This window comes from Microbulbifer bruguierae, from assembly GCF_029869925.1.
In the GTDB taxonomy this organism is placed as follows: domain Bacteria; phylum Pseudomonadota; class Gammaproteobacteria; order Pseudomonadales; family Cellvibrionaceae; genus Microbulbifer; species Microbulbifer bruguierae.
Genome location: NZ_CP118605.1, coordinates 1,182,796 through 1,199,599, shown reverse-complemented (window position 1 = coordinate 1,199,599; position 16,804 = coordinate 1,182,796). Strand labels below are relative to the sequence as shown.

The following is a 16,804-nucleotide window of genomic DNA, read 5'->3' as shown; positions in this document are numbered from 1 at the left end:
CGGCTTTGTGAGCGCTCGCTTATTTCGTCAGCCGCAACTGCAGCAGCGACGGAGCTTGTCGGTCTTGCCGATACCGGGGTTGAACGTGTTCGTGGGGTCCAGCTGTTCGAAGAAGAGCCGTTGGGCTTCCGGGGCATGGTACATGTGCCCCACGTTGTGCTCTGCAGGGTAGCGGGCACCGCGCTGGTCGAGTAGTGCCAGCATGGCCTGCTTGACGGCGTTGGGGTCTGCGTCTTTCTTGAGGATGTAGTCCTGGTGGAATACATTGCAGAGAAAGTGGCCGTAATACAGCCGGTATTCCAGCTGTTCGTCGATTTCCGGCGGCAGCTGTTCCTCCCAGTCCTGGTCGTTGCGGCGCAGGGCAATATCCAGTGGCAGAAGTTCGCCCACCTCGCGGAAATGCACCGATTGATAGCGCATGGCGGCGCCGGCGGAAACAAACCGGTGTAGCATCGCCTTGCGGGCTTCCTCGTCGTTACAGGCAAAAAATGCCCCCGAATTTTCCGGCCGCTGGAAAAATCCTCTCAGCCACTCCTGTGCTGGTGCAATGCCGTCGTCGGCCATTTTTACGATCAGGTGATGCTGGTATTTGCTGCGGTATTCGAGCATCCGCTTCGGCAGGTGCTGCGGCAGGACTTTACTCAGAGCCTGTAATACCCGCTCACTCAGAAAGCGCGGCAGGAAGGCGCGCTTTTCCAGCCAGGCGTCCAGGCGTCCCTTGAGGCTGAAAAACGCCGGCATTCTACGGGTGCCAAGTTTTTCAATAGTGTAGAAACTGTCTTTTCCATATTCGGCCGCCAGGTCGAACATATCCTTGTGCAGGTATTCCCCGAGTACCGGTAACTGTGGCAGTTCACTCAGCAGGCCGCGGCGCAATCGCGCGAACACGTTGGGATCATTGCTGCCGATATAGAACGTCTGGATGTGCGTCGGGGTCGGGAAGGTATCCAGGCGCACCGCGAACACGGCGACCTTGCCGGCGCAGCCACTGGCTTCAAACAATCGCCTGGGGTCGGCGTTGAAGCGCGCCGGTGTGTCTGCATCCACATCGCGGATACGTTCCACATATTCGCGATCCGATGCCATACGGGGTCTGTTACTGGTGTGGTTTGCCTCGACTATTTGGAGAAAGGTCCCACGTTCCAGATTGGTAAGTATTTCTTCGCTGCTTTTGCCGAGGTCGATGCCCAGATGGTTGATCAATTGCAGTTGTCCGGACTCATCAACGCGGGCGTAGAGTGCGAGTTCTGTATACGCGGGGCCCCGTTGGCACAGGGCGCCACCGGAATTATTAGCGATGCCACCGACGATGGAGGCACCGATGCACGAAGAGCCGATTTCCGAGTGGGGCGCACGTTTTAGCGGGGTGAGCAATTTTTCCAGGCTGTGCAGGGTGGCACCGGGAAGTGCAACCACTTGCTTGCCGCCATCCAGCAGATGGATGGCGTTCATTTTCAGGGTGTTGATCACCACCAGTGGCCGATCGTAATCGGAGCCGCTGGGGGTGGAACCCTCGGTAAGGCCGGTATTTGCCGCCTGCAGGATAATGCCCGCTCCGGCATCAACGCAGACTTGCAGTGTTTGCCAAAGCTGCAACAGTTTTTCTGGAAAAACCACCGCAAGGGCATCGCCCTCACCGGAGCGAAACCCTTTTCGGTAGTGTTCGTTACGCTCTGGGTCGGCAATGACTCTGTCGGCGCCGAGTACTTGCTCAAGCTGTTGGAGTAACGTCTGATTGCCGTCGTTATGCAGGGTGTTCAGTCCTTGTCTTCCTTCATCTGCAGGATTTCCCCGCTGTTGGGGTCCACTTCAAGATCGTATTTTTTGCCTTCCTTGTAGGCTTCCACCTCCCAGCGTCCCTGTTCCAGGGAAACATCCACCACGGGGGTGTACCCCTGTTGCTCCAGCTTCGTCAGCAACATGGAGAGTGCCATGGCCCCGGGTGGGGGCTTTTCATCTTTGGCGTTTGCCTGGGTACTGCTGAGGGCGGCAAAGCCACCGAGTGTAATGGCGAGCAGAGAGTTTTTCACATTTTTCATCGAATGCTCCCGGTTATTAGCTCGTTTACTGGTGCAGTGTTTCAGTCGGTGTTACCGAGTCGTTGCTGCATCATGAAGCACCACTCATCACTGCCACCATCCGGGCCGTGGGCGCCGTCGCCTCCGGTCAATTTATCCACTGCGGTAAACCACTCATCACTGCCGACGTCAGGTAGCCCGGTGGGGTATTGCAGGGCAATGGCTTCACTCTGAGTGCTCATTACCTGTTCGTTTACCCACTGGAACCACTCCGGGGTGCAAATCAATTGCCCCTCGCTATTGGGGTTGTCGCCTGTTGAAGAGGGTGATGAATTTTCCTGTGCTCTGACTTCCCTCTTTGTTTCGGCCTCGGTCGTGGCGATGTCCTCCATCGCCAGTGTTGCCGCGTCCGGCGTGTGGTCCGGATCGTGAGTATCTGATTTGCGGCCGCATCCGTTGATCGCGATGGCGGTAACCAGGCCCGTGAGTAGCGTGGTGAAGAGTAGGGGGCGAATCATGGGAACTCCTTTTAGCTTCCAACTTTAGCTTTCAAGTTTGACGCCAAATAGCTTGGTACTTTGGGAGTAAGAATAGGTGGGATTTGGTGACTTGCACGAAGGGCCCCTGAGGGAAGGGCAGATGCGGCAACCCTCTTCGGCGGCGGAGCGTTACATTGCTGATGGAGGGTTACATTAACGTTGCGTCAAACAAGCTGTATCAAAGCGCCGAAGCGGATCCGGCAGCCTCGGCTGCAGGCACTTCCGCCAGAGCTTCACCATCGTCATTGGCGGCTGCGGCGGCCAGGCGCTGCTCTTCGATACGGTTGTTCCAGGTCAGCAGCGCCTGGTAGTGGCGAATGTTCTGCACGTAGGTCACTGGTTCCCAGCCGCGGGCATAGCCGTGTTTCAGGTGCTTGTAGTACTGGCGCTTTGCCAGTAGCGGCAGGTGGTCCCTCACATCGGCCCAGCGGTCGGGGTTGCCACCCATTTGCTGGGTAAGTATCCGTGCATCTTCGAGGTGGCCGTAGCCAACGTTGTAGGCGGCCAGGGCCATCCAGGTGCGATCCGGCTCGCGGATGCGCTCGGGGATCTTGTCGCGCACCTGTAAGAAGTAGCGTGCGCCACCGTCGATGCTCTCCTGTGGGTCAAGTCGATTGACGCCCATTTCGCGGGCGGTGGCCAGGGTCAGCATCATCAGGCCCCGCACCCCGGTCGGGGATTTGGCGCGAGGGTTCCAGTGGGATTCCTGGTAGCTCAGGGCTGCCAGCAGCTCCCAATCCAGTTCGTATTTGTCCGCGGTGCTCTGCATTTCTTCCCGCCATTTGGGTAGGCGCTCTCTGGTCAGTTGGGCAAATGTCTGGGCGCCGCCCACGTTCATTTTGCTGACATGGCCGAAATGTACTTCCCGAAGCTCTGCCACCAGGCCGCTGGTATTTGCCCGCAGCATAAAATTGCGTGCTTTGCGGTAGAGAGTGTCGTCATCGCCCTTGGGAAAGGCCCAGGAAACCGGCTGATACTGGGTCAGGTTGAAGGCAATATTGGTTTTTGGATAGATGCCCCGGTGTACCGCATAGGCATTGGAATCGACAACTGCGTAGTGGTATTTGCCCGTGTGGACCAGCTCCACCAGTTCCAGCGCGTCCACATCGGAAACCTCTTGCCAGGTGAGGTCGAGGTCAGGATAACGCTGGGCGAGTTTGCGCAGCTGCTCCGCGTGGGCACTGCCGGCGATGACGGCGATATTCTTGCCGGCGAGGTCTTTGACTGTGCGTGGGCGGCTTTCACCCAGGCGGTAGATGACCTGCTGGCGAATCTCAAAATAGGAGGGGGCGAAGCGGACCTGTTCGCGGCGCTCGGGAGTTACCGTGAGGCCGGCAGCGGCGAGATGGGCCCCGGATTCCGGATTTGCCAGTTCATTGAACAGGTGGCCGAGGTCGTGAACGTCACGGATCTCCAGCGTTACCCCCAGCTCGCGGGCAAACGCCTTGAGCATGCCGTATTCAAAGCCGGTGTAGTTGCCGTTGGCATCTTCGAAATAGGTGGTGGGGCCGTTCTGTGACAGTACGATCAGTTTGCCCGAGGCTTTGACCTTTTCCAGCAGGCTGGGAGGCTTACTGGCTACCAGCAGAGAAGCACAACAGGCCAACGCCGCAACCTTAAACAGGCGGCGGCTGTATCGCAGCAGTCGGCTTTTCATGATCATAGACAGCTCCCTCGAGTCCGTTCTTTGCTTTATTTTCGGCGCTCTTTATAGGGGAAAGCGTGTAGCTGAAACTTTCCCGGATGCACCGTTTTCTGCGGGTGGTAACTCCATCACACCCGCTCGCAAAGCCTGGTTGTACGTTTTCTGTGCAGGCTTGGGTCAAAAGCGCGGCAATTCTACCCCAAACCCCTGTGCACTGACCAATTTTTATCAGTGGCGTCTTTTACTTTGTGACTGGCCGGCTTGTTTTGGCCGTACAAGTGTAGTAGATCGCGCCGCAAATGGATAAATTCAAGTCCTTTTTGACGTCGTTCAGGGTGCCAGTCTGGATTTCTCCCACGACTGCGGGCTGGTCGCAGCGGTTCCCTTCATCTTTACTGCATTTGTGGCAGTGTTGGAGTGGCGAAGCTTCGGGTACAATGCGCGCGCTCACGACACCCCTCGTTCCTGTACGGCCCCCGTAGCGTCACTTTCAACAGCTGACTGCTTCCGCCCACAGGTACTCATATCCAGACAAGAGGCAAACTCCCGCGATGCTAGTTCTGCGTGGTGCTCCCGCACTGTCGAAATTTCGCCATCACAAACTCCTTTCCCAACTCCGCGCTCTGCAGCCCGCTATAGCGGATGTATACGCAGAGTTTGTGCACTTTGCCGACAGCAAAAAGCTCGGCAAAAAGGATCAGGCTCTGCTGGAGCGGCTGCTGCAGTACGGTCCCACCGAAGAAAAGCACCAGCCGGAAGGCGAGTTGCTGCTGGTGGTGCCGCGCCCGGGTACCATTTCGCCCTGGGCCTCCAAGGCCACCGACATTGCGCACAATGCCGGCCTGACCCAGGTCCACCGCCTGGAGCGGGGAGTTGCTTACTACATTACCGGGGTCAAATTAACCGAAGCTGAACGCAATCTGCTGGCGGCGGAACTCCACGACCGCATGGTGGAATGCGTGTTTTCCCAGCTGGAGCAGGCAGAGCAGCTCTTCCAGGTCGAAAAGGCGCGCCCAATGGGCCGCGTCGACGTATTGAAAGGCGGTCGCGAGGCGCTGGCGGAAGCCAATGTCAGCCTTGGCCTGGCCCTGGCGGAAGATGAGATCGATTACCTGCTCACCAGCTTCGAAGAGCTGGAGCGCAATCCCACCGACGTAGAACTGATGATGTTCGCGCAGGCGAACTCCGAGCACTGTCGCCACAAGATCTTCAACGCCAGCTGGACCATCGACGGTGAAGAGATGCCGAACTCCCTGTTCGGCATGATCAAGAACACCTATCGTCTGGGCGGTGAGGACGTACTTTCCGCCTATGCGGACAACGCTGCGGTGGTGGTTGGCCATAACGCCGGCCGCTTCTACCCGGATCCTGAGACCAAGGAATACGGTTTCAGCCAGGAAGCCATCCATCTATTAATGAAGGTGGAAACCCACAACCACCCGACTGCGATCGCCCCGTTCTCCGGTGCCGGTACCGGTGCCGGTGGCGAGATCCGCGACGAGGGCGCGGTGGGTCGTGGCTCCAAGCCCAAGGTGGGCCTGACCGGCTTCACCGTGTCCAACCTGCAGATCCCCGGCAACCTGCAGCCGTGGGAAGTGGACTACGGCAAGCCCGAGCGCATCGTCACTGCACTCGACATCATGATCGAGGGCCCCATCGGTGGTGCCGCGTTCAACAACGAATTCGGCCGCCCGAATATCTGCGGTTATTTCCGTACCTTTGAAGAAGACTTCGACGGCGAGCGCCGCGGTTACCACAAGCCGATCATGCTGGCGGGTGGATACGGCAATATCCGTGAAGAACATATCGAGAAACCGGAATTCCAGCCCGGCGCCAAGCTGATTGTGCTCGGCGGCCCGGCGATGCTGATCGGCCTCGGTGGCGGCGCAGCCTCCAGTATGGCCAGCGGCTCCAGCTCCGCGGACCTGGATTTCGCCTCCGTACAGCGCCAGAACCCGGAAATCGAGCGTCGCTGCCAGGAGGTCATTGACCAGTGCTGGCAGTTGGGTGACAAGAACCCCATCGCCTTTATCCACGACGTGGGTGCCGGTGGTCTGTCCAACGCCTTCCCGGAACTGGTGAAAGACGGTGGTACCGGCGGCAAGTTTGAACTGCGCAATGTGCCCTCCGACGAGCCGGGCATGAGCCCGCTGGAAATCTGGTGTAACGAATCCCAGGAACGCTACGTGATGGCGGTGATGCCGCAGGACCTCGAGCGTTTCCAGCAGATCTGTGAGCGTGAGCGCGCGCCTTTCGCGGTCGTGGGCGAGGCCACCAGCGAGAAGCACCTGACCCTGAACGACAAGCAGTTTGACGCCAAGCCGGTAGACCTGCCCATGTCCGTGCTGTTCGGCAAGCCGCCGAAGATGCACCGTGTGGCAGAGAAGCGCGAGGCCAACACAACTGCGTTCGACACCAGCAACATCGACCTGAACGAAGCCGCCGAGCGCGTACTGCGCCTGCCGACCGTCGCCAGCAAGAACTTCCTGATCACCATCGGCGACCGCACCGTAACCGGTCAGGTGTCCCGCGATCAGATGGTCGGCCCCTGGCAGGTGCCGGTGGCGGACTGTGGTGTGACCACGGTGGCCTACGACAGCTACGCCGGTGAAGCCATGTCCATGGGCGAGCGCACCCCGGTGGCGCTGCTGGACGCGCCTGCTTCTGGCCGCCTGGCGGTGGGTGAAGCCATCACCAACATCGCCTGTGCGCCGATCAAGCAGCTGTCCGACATCAAGCTCTCCGCCAACTGGATGTGTGCCGCCGGCCACCCCGGTGAAGAAGAGAAACTGTACCGCACCGTGGAAGCCATCGGCATGGAACTGTGCCCGGCGCTCGGCATCACTATCCCGGTGGGCAAAGACTCCATGTCCATGCGTACCGCCTGGAACGACGGCGGTGAAGACAAGGCCGTTACCGCGCCCCTGTCCCTGGTGATTTCTGCGTTCAGTCCGGTCAGCGACGTGCGCAAGGTAGCGACGCCGCAACTGCGTCGCACCAAGAAGGGCGAGAGTGAACTGATCCTGGTCGATCTGGGCGCGGGCAAAAACCGTCTTGGCGGTTCCTGTTTGGCTCAAGTGTACAACCAGCTGGGTGATAAACCCGCGGACCTGGATGATGCCCGCCGCCTGAAAGGCTTCTTTGAAGTCATGCAGGAATTGCTGGAAGAAGAGAAGGTCATTGCCTACCACGACCGCGCCGACGGTGGCCTGTTCGCTACCCTCGCGGAGATGAGCTTTGCCGGCCGCGTGGGGATTGATGTGGAAGTGTACGACCTGGGCGAAGATGCGATTGCCGCACTGTTCAGCGAGGAGCTGGGTGCCGTGCTGCAGGTGCCGGCGTCCGAGGCGGAAATGCTGGTTATGCGCTTCGCGTCCGTGGGCGTGCCGGCTCATCAGATCGGTGAGCTGAACGACAAAGAACAGCTGCGTATCACCCGTAACGGTAAAGAGCTGTTCAACCGATCCCGCGCCGAGCTGCAGCAGATCTGGTCTGAGACCAGCTATCGCATCCAGGCCCTGCGCGACAACGCAGACTGCGCCAAGCAGGAATTCGAAGCTATTGCCAAAAACGCTCAGGAAGATCCGGGTCTATCCGTAAACCTGAGTTACGACATCAACAAGGACATCGCCGCACCCTACATTAAGAAAGGCGTGCGTCCGAAAGTGGCAATCCTGCGTGAGCAGGGCGTCAACAGCCAGGTGGAAATGGCGCACTCCTTCCATCGCGCCGGCTTTAATGCGGTCGATGTACATATGAGTGACATCCTCGCGGGCCGAGTGGAGCTGGATCAGTTCAAGGGTCTGGTGGGCTGTGGTGGCTTCTCCTACGGTGACGTACTCGGCGCCGGTGAAGGCTGGGCCAAGACCATCCTGTTCAACGACCGCGCCCGCGACCAGTTCGAAGGTTTCTTTAATCGCGAGGACACCTTCGGTCTCGGCGTGTGTAACGGTTGTCAGATGTTCTCTGTGATCAAAGAGCTGATTCCGGGTGCAGGTCACTGGCCGCGCTTTGTGCGCAACCTGTCGGAGCAGTACGAGGCGCGTTTTGCGCTGGTTGGCATTGAAGAGTCTCCGTCAGTGCTGTTCAAGGGTATGGCGGGTTCCTATATGCCGGTAGCGGTTGCCCACGGTGAAGGCCGCGTGGAATTCGCAGACCAGAAAGCGCTGGAAGTCTGTGAAAAATCCGGCACCATTGCCATGCGTTTCCTGAACAACAACCAGCAGATTACCGAAACCTACCCGGCCAACCCCAACGGTTCGGTCAACGGTATTACCTCGCTGTGTTCCGAAGACGGCCGCGTGACCATCATGATGCCGCACCCGGAGCGTGTCGCCCGCGCCGTCAGCAACAGCTGGCACCCGGATGACTGGAAAGAGGACTCCGGCTGGATGCGCCTGTTCCGCAATGCGCGGGTTTTTGTCGACTAAGACGACCCCGAGCAGTAGGAGCCTGCCTGCAGGCGAACCAAAAAGCCCCGATTCTTCGGGGCTTTTTGCGTTTGCTGGGGTGTCAAATACTCAGGGCTATCCCGGTGGAGGCGCATCACTGGGCTGTGAGCTTCGACAAATGTCTTTTCAATGCTTGGTTATCCATTTGCCTAACAGAAACCTTCATCCCTATACACACGCCTCGCTAGAGAAACCGAACACCCAAAACCCCGGCGATTTTCTTATTCTTGTCTACACTTAAAACAATAACGGCAATAACTTTTCACGCATGGCTAAGATTCCGCAATTGCTTGCTGAATATTTGTCACCGCTTCCACCGAAACGTGAGCGGGTTCAGGCGTTGCGCAAATTTATTGTCGCGCAGTATCCCGAGGCACAGTTTTCCTCAAAATACAAAATACCCACCTATAAGTACGGCGGCGGGGTTTCAGTGGCCCGTCAAAAGCACTATGTCTCGCAGTGCATCTGCGCCCGGAAATATATCCAGCCCTATATCGAAGTCGAAGCTCACCCTGACGTTAAATTCGGCACCGGTTGCCTGTACTTCCGTGGCAGTGACGCTATCCGAGAAAAAGATCTGATCCTGCTTCTGCAACCTGCCTTTGGGAGCGGAGAGCCGGGGTCTGCAATTGGGGGCTGAATAGGCAAGGACTGTTAATCAGTAAGGAGACGGTGATGGGTTACAGCAAAGCACTCGCAGATAAGGTTCGGTACCTGCTCGGGCAGAATGATGCCCTGACGGAAAAACAGATGTTTGGCGGCCTGGCTTTTATGCTCAATGGCAATATGGCCTGCGGTGTCGTTGGTGAAGAGTTGATGGTGCGGGTCGGGCCGGAGAATTATGACGAGGCCCTCAGTGAGCGCTATACCCGCCCCATGGACTATACCGGTCGACCGTTGAAAGGCATGGTATATGTGGAGGAAGACGCGATTCAGCAGGATCTGGATGGCTGGATCACCAAAGGAGTTGAATTTGCGGGTTCACTGCCACCGAAGTAAACGCAAGAAAAAGCGCTCGTTCATACCGCCGGGCAGGGCGTCTAGAATGTCAGCAGCCCGGCTGGTATTCCAATTAAGCGGATGTATTCAGTTGCCCCGGATCATCCAGTTTCGAAGGTGCAGCGATACCGTCAATTTCGATGGTTAGGTGAAATACACGCGGGCACCGTTTTTTCAGCTCGGCTTCCAGTTCATCGATGACCTGTTCCGTGGCTTCCAGTGTAGCCTGAACGGTAGCGCGGGTTTCCGCATATTCAACCACCGCCTCTGTGCGACGATGTTCTGGTACCCGATCCAGCAGTTCTTGCTCGTGTGCTTCGATGCGCTCGCGCATGTTGCGCATCAGCACTTCCTCCCGCAACTCGATTTCCGCTACAACCACCGTGTGAGTGTCGTCAACAATCACCGAGCGCAGGTCGTGGTAGCGCTCGATTTCCCGATGACTTTTTACGATGTCGTGAAACGCGCGCTCCGCACCGGGATCGCGCACACTGGTGAGATAGCGCATATTAATCTTTCCGAGAAAAATAGCCGTGAACCCTAGCATCAGTGCGATCAGCACAGAGAACCCTATATCCCATTTGGGGTTGCCGGTAGAGTAAGTCATACCGATACCAGTAGCCGCCAGAATCACACCGGTGACGGCGATAGAATCTTCCATCAGTACCGCGAGCAGGGTCGGATCATCGGCCTGCATCAGGTAAGCAAACGGATTGCGTCGACCCGCAGCGCGCATACGTGAAAAGAACTCCTTACTGGCCACCATCAGCACATACCCCTCCAGTAAAAATGCGATGACCAATACCGCTGCGGATATCCATACCGGTGCTATTTCCAGACCCAGAATGGAAATCGATTCCGGTGGTGTGGTGTGCCCCAGCCTGTGCCAGGAGTGCCAGGCGTGCGCCAGACCCAGGCCGCAGCCGATAGAGAAGAGTCCAATGGCGCTCCACAGGTTCCACAGATACTTTTTCTGCCCATGACCGAAGGCGTATTCCTCATCGGCCGGAAGTCCGCCGCGCTTGAGACCGATCAGTAGGAATATCTGATTCAGCGTATCCATCAGACTGTGCACCGCCTCGTTCATCATCGCGGCGGAATGGGTTGCCAGTGCGGCTACGGTTTTCAACAACGTAATAATGGCGTTGACACAGATCGCGTAAAGAACGGCTTTCTTCGACCCTTGAGCCATGATTCCCCCCGGGTGCTGGAATACTTCGGATTACTTTTTTTGAATCTTACGTCTGCGCGCCAACCGGGAAAGCTGTTGCGCGGGGACAAAAGAGTATAGAAAACCATGGTTAATTCCATCCCTGAGATTAAATAAATTCTCCTGCGCCAATCCGGCCAGCAAAAGATACCGCATGCCTATACTTTCGGTGGCCGAATGCCGACACCACTGATGGCTTCGTCTTTTAAGTATGTGGAGCTTGTTTATGACCGGGCTATATCGATTTTTTGTAGGCGTTGTATTGCTGTTTGTCATCTCTTTGGCCAATGCAGCAGACAAACCAAATATTCTCATCATCTGGGGCGATGACATCGGCATGTGGAATGTCAGCGCCTATCACCGGGGAATGATGGGGGGATCAACGCCGAATATTGATAGCATTGCCAAAGACGGCATGATTTTCATGGATCACTATGCACATGCGTCGTGTACCGCAGGGCGGGCGTCTTTTATTACCGGCCAGTATCCCATGCGTATCGGTCTCAGTACTGTGGGGCTGCCCGGTGCTGAGCAGGGGCTGAAAGCAGAGACCCCAACCCTGGCGGAAATGCTCAAGCCTCACGGCTATGTCACTGGGCAGTTTGGCAAAAATCACCTGGGCGACCGGGATGAGCACCTGCCGACGGCACACGGGTTTGATGAATTTTTTGGCATCCTCTATCACCTGAATGCGGGTGAATACCCCGAGCAATACGATTACCCAAAAGATCCGCAAGTGCAGAAGCAGTTTGGGCTGAAAATGCGCGGTATTATCCACTCGAAGGCAATGGCCGATGGCAAGCAGAAAATCGAGGACATGGGCGCCTGGGGTAAGGAGCGGCAGCGCAATATCGATCAGGAAGTGCTGGAGCAATCCAAGCGTTTTATTACCGATGCGGTGAAAGCCAAAAAGCCATTCTTCGTTTGGCACAACACAACACGCATGCACTATCGTACCAATCTGAGCAAGGAATATGCGGGGAAAAGTGGCTATGGCATCTACGCCGACGGCATGATGGAACTGGATGATGACGTCGGCGAGCTGCTGGATCTACTTGACAAGCTCGGCGTGGCGGACAATACGCTGGTCATGTTCTCCACCGACAACGGCGCAGCATCGAATTCCTGGCCGGATGGCGGCAACCAGCCGTTCCATGGGGAAAAAGGCGTTGGTGGCTGGGAAGGTGGTTTCCGTGTGCCGATGCTCGTGAAATGGAAGGGGCGCATCCCGGCTGGTGTTTCTACCGGCGAATTTATGGCGATGGAAGACTGGGTCCCCACCATCATGTCCATTGTTGGTGACAAAGACATTAAAAAGAAACTGCTGTCGGGAACCAAGATCGGCGACAAGAGCTTCAAGGTGCACCTGGATGGCTATGATCAGACCGACATTCTGCTGAAACAGGGTAAAACCAAGCGTAAGGAATTCTATTACTTCACGGAAACCACCTTCCACGGTATGCGCTACGGCGACTGGAAGTTCCTGTTTATCGACCAGGAAGAGTGGTTCCGGGCCAGCCAGATACCACTGACCACACCTTATATCATCAACCTGAAACTGGATCCGTTTGAGCGCTTCATCGATGCGCGCGGCTACGATGAGTGGGCCGAAAACCGCAGTTGGACATTGGGCCCGGCGGGTGGCCAGATCAAGCAGTTTGTTAAAAGCTTTCAGGAATTTCCGCCTGTGCAGAAGAGCTTTTCTGCGCAGGTTGGGGAGGTCAGCACCCTGATCAATTCACTTGCTGGTCAGCAACGGTAGCAGCATGTAGGTTGATAACGCACTAAAGGCGTAATTTCTGCCCCGTCACTGTACGCGATTGCCAATGAATCTGGCGTTGCCGACAGTGCGGGGCAAACTTCTTTAAGCACACGGTAAATATCGAAGGCCGGCATGAATAAGCAGGGATGGAGTTTTTCGGTTCTCGCCGCGGTCATTGCACTCTCTGCCTGCAGTGGAGAGAAGCACGACAAGGCCACGACTGAAGTCGAAATTACAAAAGAAACGACACGGGCGGAAGGGAAGCCTCAGGTTGATTCTGAGGCGCCGCCTGACGCCGATAATTCGACGAAAAATGAGCAAATCATTGGTGAAGAGCTTGGCTCTGATACAGCCGAAGTGAATGCAAATGGCAGTGCCAGTTCCAGCTATCCAGTCCAGGCTTATTTCGGCGATACCCATGTACATACAGGCTGGTCTGCGGATGCCGGGATGGATGGTGCCATTCTCACACCGGAAGATGCCTACCGTTTTGCGCTGGGTGAGGAAGTAAAGTCGAACAGCGGACTGAAGGCCAAGCTAAGCCGACCCTACGACTGGTTTATGATCACCGACCACTCCGACGGTATGGGGGTCATTAACGAGTTGGTGGCAGGTAACCCGGAAATGATGGCGAACCCGGTCCTCAAGGGTTGGAATGAAGCGCTGAATTCCGGTGATGAGAAAAAGGCTGCCGCAGCCAAAAGTGAACTGATCGTCATGCAGTCCGAAGGCAAATTGCCCAAGGAAGTGATGGATCCCAAGTGGATGAAATCCGCCTGGGAAAAGACTGTGGACGCGGCGGAAAAATTCTACAAGCCAGGCGAGTTCTCCACCTTTATTGCGTACGAATGGACGGTGAATGCGGACGGCGGCGACAACCTGCATCGCAATGTAATCTTCCGTGACGATGCCAGTAAAACCCGCAGCCTTTTGCCGCTCACCACTTTCCAAACTCAGGACCCTGAGAAACTCTGGGCGTGGATGAAAGCCTACGAAGACAAGACCGGCGGCCGGGTGCTGGCCATTCCCCACAACGGCAATATGTCCAATGGCCGCATGTTCGAAGAGAAACGCTTCGACGGTTGGCCCATGACTAAAGAGTGGGCGGAAATGCGTGCCCGCTACGAGCCGCTTTATGAAGTCACCCAGATCAAGGGCCAGAGTGAATCCCACCCGAACCTGTCGCCCGAAGATGAGTTTGCCAACTGGGACCTGTGGGATCGCGGCAACCTGATTTTGAAGCCGAAGCCGCCGGGCTCCTTCCCCTACGAATACTGGCGCCCCGCGCTCAAGGCAGGGTTGCGTCTCGAAGCCGAACTGGGTACCAACCCATTCCAATACGGGGCTAATGCCGGCACCGATACCCACACCGGGTTATCCACCGCGGACGACGATAACTTCTTCGGTAAATTCAAAACCCTGGAGCCGAGTAATAAAACCCGCTGGGATTTCCCGCTGTTGAGTGGTCCCACCGACACCTATATGGGCTGGGAAATGGCGGCCTCCGGTATTACCGGTGTCTGGGCCGCAGAAAACACCCGTGAAGCCATCTGGGACGCGATGATGCGTAAAGAGACCTTTGCCACCACCGGCCCGCGTATGACGGTGCGCTTTTTTGGTGGCTTTGATTTCGACGAGTCAGACGCGAAAGGGGATCTTGTTGCTGCCGGTTATGGGAAGGGTGTTCCCATGGGGGCCAAGTTAAGCGGCGCTAAAGAAGGGCAGAAACTCAAGTTTCTAGTCGCCGCGATGAAGGACCCGGAGGGTGCCAATCTCGACCGGTTACAGATCATCAAGGGCTGGGTAGGTGGAGACGGCGAGACCCACGAAAAAATATTCAACGTCAAATGGTCCGGTGATCGAACGGTAGATGCGAAGGGTAAGCTCCCGCCCGTGGGCGACACGGTGAACCTGGAAACAGCCGAATACAGCAACGATATTGGTGATTCTCAGCTGATCGGCTATTTCGAGGATGCCGAGTTCAACCCCGAGGACAAGGCGGTGTACTACGTGCGGGTTCTGCAAATTCCCACGCCGCGCTGGACCCTGTACGACAAGGTGCGAAACAAGATCGAAATGGACAAGAAGGTACCCATGGTTCAGCAGGAGCGCGCTTTCTCCAGTCCCATTTGGTACACGCCCTGAACGAAAGCACACGCTAAAAATCCGCTAAACGAGGACTCGCCATGAGATACATGATCTGCTTACTGACGGTGGTTTTGTTAACTGCGTGTGGTAATAAATCGGAACCCAAAAACGTGGAAACTGAGGGCGCGATCGGGCTGGATGCCACGGCGGAGGTCGAGGATCCCGAAACGGCGGAATCGGCTACCACCCCGATACCGGCAGACGCCACGACGACCACGGCAGAGAGCACTAGTGAATTCCCCACGAATCCTCTGCGCGACGCCTACTTCGGCGAATTGCATATCCACACCGCTTACTCGCTGGATGCCTTTATCTTTGGGAATGCGCTGAACGATCCCTTTCTGGCTTATCGTTTTGCCAAAGGCGAGACGGTGAAATTGCCCACCGGTGTGGAGAAAAAGATTGTGGCCCCCCTGGATTTCGCCGCAGTGACCGATCATGCGGAAGCGCTGGGTGAGTACGAGATCTGTACCAATCCGGAAATGAAGGGGTACAACACGGAAACCTGTAAAGGGATGCGTGCCAACGAGATCAAGTATTTTCAGGAAGTGTTTGCCGGCATCGCCAAGTCGCCGGCAAAGCGCCTTGTGGAAATCTGCGGTGAAGATGGCAAGACCTGTGTGGACGCGGTAACCGGTCCCTGGGGGCGTGTTCAGCAGGCGGCCGCAGAAAACTATGAGCCGGGCAAGTTCACTTCCTTCGTCGCATTCGAATTTTCCGCCAATGCGCCGGAAGGCGGTGGCGGCATGATGCACCGCAATGTCATTTTCCGTAGCGCCAAGGTACCGGATACGGTGTTTTCCGCGTTTGAAGGTACGGGTGAAGAGTTACATAAATGGCTGGAAACCAATTGCGACGGCGAATGCCAGGTTTTGACTATTCCCCACAACCCGAACTTTTACTGGGGACGACTCTACTGGGGTAAAAACAGTGATGGCTCGGAGTGGACCCAAGATATCGTCGAGCGCCGCGAACGCATGGATCGCCTGGTGGAGGTGATGCAGGTAAAGGGCAATTCAGAATGCCAGACCGGGATCATGACCACGGATGAAGCCTGCAACTTCGAGATGGTATTCCAGAAATGTACCGGAGATAACACCGTTGGCTGTACCAACGAATATGGACTGGTACGCAACGGCCTGAAGTACGGCCTGCGTCACCAGGCGGATATGGGGGTAAACCCGTTCAAGCAGGGCATCATCGGCTCTACCGACAACCACAACGGTACGCCCAGCGATACCACCGAGAGCGATTTCGAGGGCCACTACGCGAATAATGACGGCGCGCCAGAAGTGCGCTTGGGCCTCAAACCCAACCCCACCGCGCTGGCCATGGGCCTGAAGGCTGAGGACGATCCCACCAAGCTCTACAATCCGGGCGGTATTGCCGGCGTATGGGCCGAGAGCAATACCCGCGAGGGCATCTGGGATGCGCTGCATCGCAAGGAAACTTTCGGCACCAGTGGTACCCGCACCAAGATCCGCCTGTTTGCCGGGTACGATTTCCCGGCTGACCTGTACACCAAAGATAACTGGGTAGAAGTCGGTTACCAGAGCGGTGTGCCTCAGGGTGGCGATCTCGGTGCGGCGCCAGAAGGCAAAGCGCCGACATTAATGGTGTGGGCGCAGCGCGACCCGAACAGTGCGCCGCTGGCGCGGCTGCAGGTCATCAAGGGCTGGCGCACCTCCGACGACCAACTGGAAGAAATGACCTACGACGTCGCCTGCTCCGATGGCGCCACACCGGATGCGAAAACCCACCAGTGCCCGGACAATGGCGCCACCGTCAATCTGGACGATTGCTCCATCAGTACCGACAAGGGCGATGCACAACTGGCCGCCACCTGGACAGACCCCGATTTTGACCCGGCAGAACACGCCTTCTATTACGCCCGCGTTCTGGAAAATCCGGTATGTCGCTGGAGCATGTACGACGCAAAGAAAGCTAACGTGGAGTATCCCAAGGAACTCAAAAAGACCATCCGCGAGCGAGCCTGGTCTTCGCCGATCTGGTATACGCCCTGATTCACGTT

At 56.8% G+C, this 16,804-nt stretch carries 11 protein-coding genes; 6 read left to right on the top strand and 5 right to left on the bottom strand.

The window, feature by feature from the left end; translation table 11 throughout:
• Positions 1–27: 27 nt before the first annotated feature.
• The 4 genes from dld to mltF form a co-directional block, all read right to left on the bottom strand.
• Complete coding sequence (gene dld / locus PVT68_RS05075) at positions 28–1,686, bottom strand: D-lactate dehydrogenase (RefSeq protein WP_407666141.1); 1,659 nt, start codon at positions 1,684–1,686, stop codon at positions 28–30.
• Between the two features lie 71 nt (positions 1,687–1,757).
• A complete protein-coding gene (locus PVT68_RS05070; protein WP_280321568.1) occupies positions 1,758–2,039 on the bottom strand; it encodes a PepSY domain-containing protein in 282 nt (93 codons plus the stop codon).
• A 41-nt stretch (positions 2,040–2,080) separates the two neighbouring features.
• A complete protein-coding gene (locus tag PVT68_RS05065) occupies positions 2,081–2,536 on the bottom strand; it encodes a hypothetical protein (RefSeq protein WP_280321567.1) in 456 nt (151 codons plus the stop codon).
• Between the two features lie 199 nt (positions 2,537–2,735).
• On the bottom strand, positions 2,736–4,220 hold the full coding sequence (mltF, locus tag PVT68_RS05060; protein ID WP_280321566.1) for a membrane-bound lytic murein transglycosylase MltF: 1,485 nt from the start codon (positions 4,218–4,220) through the stop codon (positions 2,736–2,738).
• 533 nt (positions 4,221–4,753) lie between these two features.
• Between mltF and purL the strand changes: the two genes are divergently transcribed.
• The 3 genes from purL to PVT68_RS05045 all read left to right on the top strand — a co-directional run bounded on the left by purL (position 4,754) and on the right by PVT68_RS05045 (position 9,652).
• Positions 4,754–8,632 (top strand): phosphoribosylformylglycinamidine synthase, encoded by a 3,879-nt coding sequence (gene purL, locus PVT68_RS05055; protein ID WP_280321565.1) that lies wholly within the window; start codon positions 4,754–4,756, stop codon positions 8,630–8,632.
• Between the two features lie 289 nt (positions 8,633–8,921).
• A complete protein-coding gene (locus PVT68_RS05050; RefSeq protein WP_280321564.1) occupies positions 8,922–9,293 on the top strand; it encodes a DUF1801 domain-containing protein in 372 nt (123 codons plus the stop codon).
• A 35-nt stretch (positions 9,294–9,328) separates the two neighbouring features.
• Entirely contained in the window at positions 9,329–9,652 is a 324-nt protein-coding gene (locus tag PVT68_RS05045; protein ID WP_280321563.1) for a TfoX/Sxy family protein, read from the top strand.
• A 73-nt stretch (positions 9,653–9,725) separates the two neighbouring features.
• Here the strand turns inward: PVT68_RS05045 and PVT68_RS05040 are convergent, their stop codons facing one another.
• A complete protein-coding gene (locus PVT68_RS05040; protein ID WP_280321562.1) occupies positions 9,726–10,844 on the bottom strand; it encodes a cation diffusion facilitator family transporter in 1,119 nt (372 codons plus the stop codon).
• 244 nt (positions 10,845–11,088) lie between these two features.
• Here PVT68_RS05040 and PVT68_RS05035 point away from each other — a divergent pair, with 244 nt between their 5' ends.
• The 3 genes from PVT68_RS05035 to PVT68_RS05025 all read left to right on the top strand — a co-directional run bounded on the left by PVT68_RS05035 (position 11,089) and on the right by PVT68_RS05025 (position 16,796).
• Positions 11,089–12,624, top strand: a complete 1,536-nt coding sequence (locus PVT68_RS05035; RefSeq protein WP_280321561.1) for an arylsulfatase — start codon at positions 11,089–11,091, stop codon at positions 12,622–12,624.
• Between the two features lie 132 nt (positions 12,625–12,756).
• Positions 12,757–14,769 carry a DUF3604 domain-containing protein gene (locus tag PVT68_RS05030; RefSeq protein ID WP_280321560.1) on the top strand — a complete coding sequence of 671 codons (2,013 nt, stop codon included), beginning with the start codon at positions 12,757–12,759 and terminating at the stop codon, positions 14,767–14,769.
• A 113-nt stretch (positions 14,770–14,882) separates the two neighbouring features.
• Positions 14,883–16,796, top strand: coding sequence for a DUF3604 domain-containing protein (locus PVT68_RS05025; protein WP_280321559.1), 1,914 nt, complete (start codon positions 14,883–14,885; stop codon positions 16,794–16,796).
• Positions 16,797–16,804: the final 8 nt, after the last annotated feature.

Excerpts from the sequence above, each read along its gene's own strand:
- PVT68_RS05070 (WP_280321568.1), bottom strand. The coding sequence starts at position 2,039 with ATGAAAAATGTGAAAAACTCTCTGCTCGCCATTACACTCGGTGGCTTT.
- PVT68_RS05065 (WP_280321567.1), bottom strand. The coding sequence starts at position 2,536 with ATGATTCGCCCCCTACTCTTCACCACGCTACTCACGGGCCTGGTTACC.
- mltF (WP_280321566.1), bottom strand. The coding sequence starts at position 4,220 with ATGATCATGAAAAGCCGACTGCTGCGATACAGCCGCCGCCTGTTTAAG.
- purL (WP_280321565.1), top strand. The coding sequence starts at position 4,754 with ATGCTAGTTCTGCGTGGTGCTCCCGCACTGTCGAAATTTCGCCATCAC.
- PVT68_RS05050 (WP_280321564.1), top strand. The coding sequence starts at position 8,922 with ATGGCTAAGATTCCGCAATTGCTTGCTGAATATTTGTCACCGCTTCCA.
- PVT68_RS05045 (WP_280321563.1), top strand. The coding sequence starts at position 9,329 with ATGGGTTACAGCAAAGCACTCGCAGATAAGGTTCGGTACCTGCTCGGG.
- PVT68_RS05040 (WP_280321562.1), bottom strand. The coding sequence starts at position 10,844 with ATGGCTCAAGGGTCGAAGAAAGCCGTTCTTTACGCGATCTGTGTCAAC.
- PVT68_RS05035 (WP_280321561.1), top strand. The coding sequence starts at position 11,089 with ATGACCGGGCTATATCGATTTTTTGTAGGCGTTGTATTGCTGTTTGTC.
- PVT68_RS05030 (WP_280321560.1), top strand. The coding sequence starts at position 12,757 with ATGAATAAGCAGGGATGGAGTTTTTCGGTTCTCGCCGCGGTCATTGCA.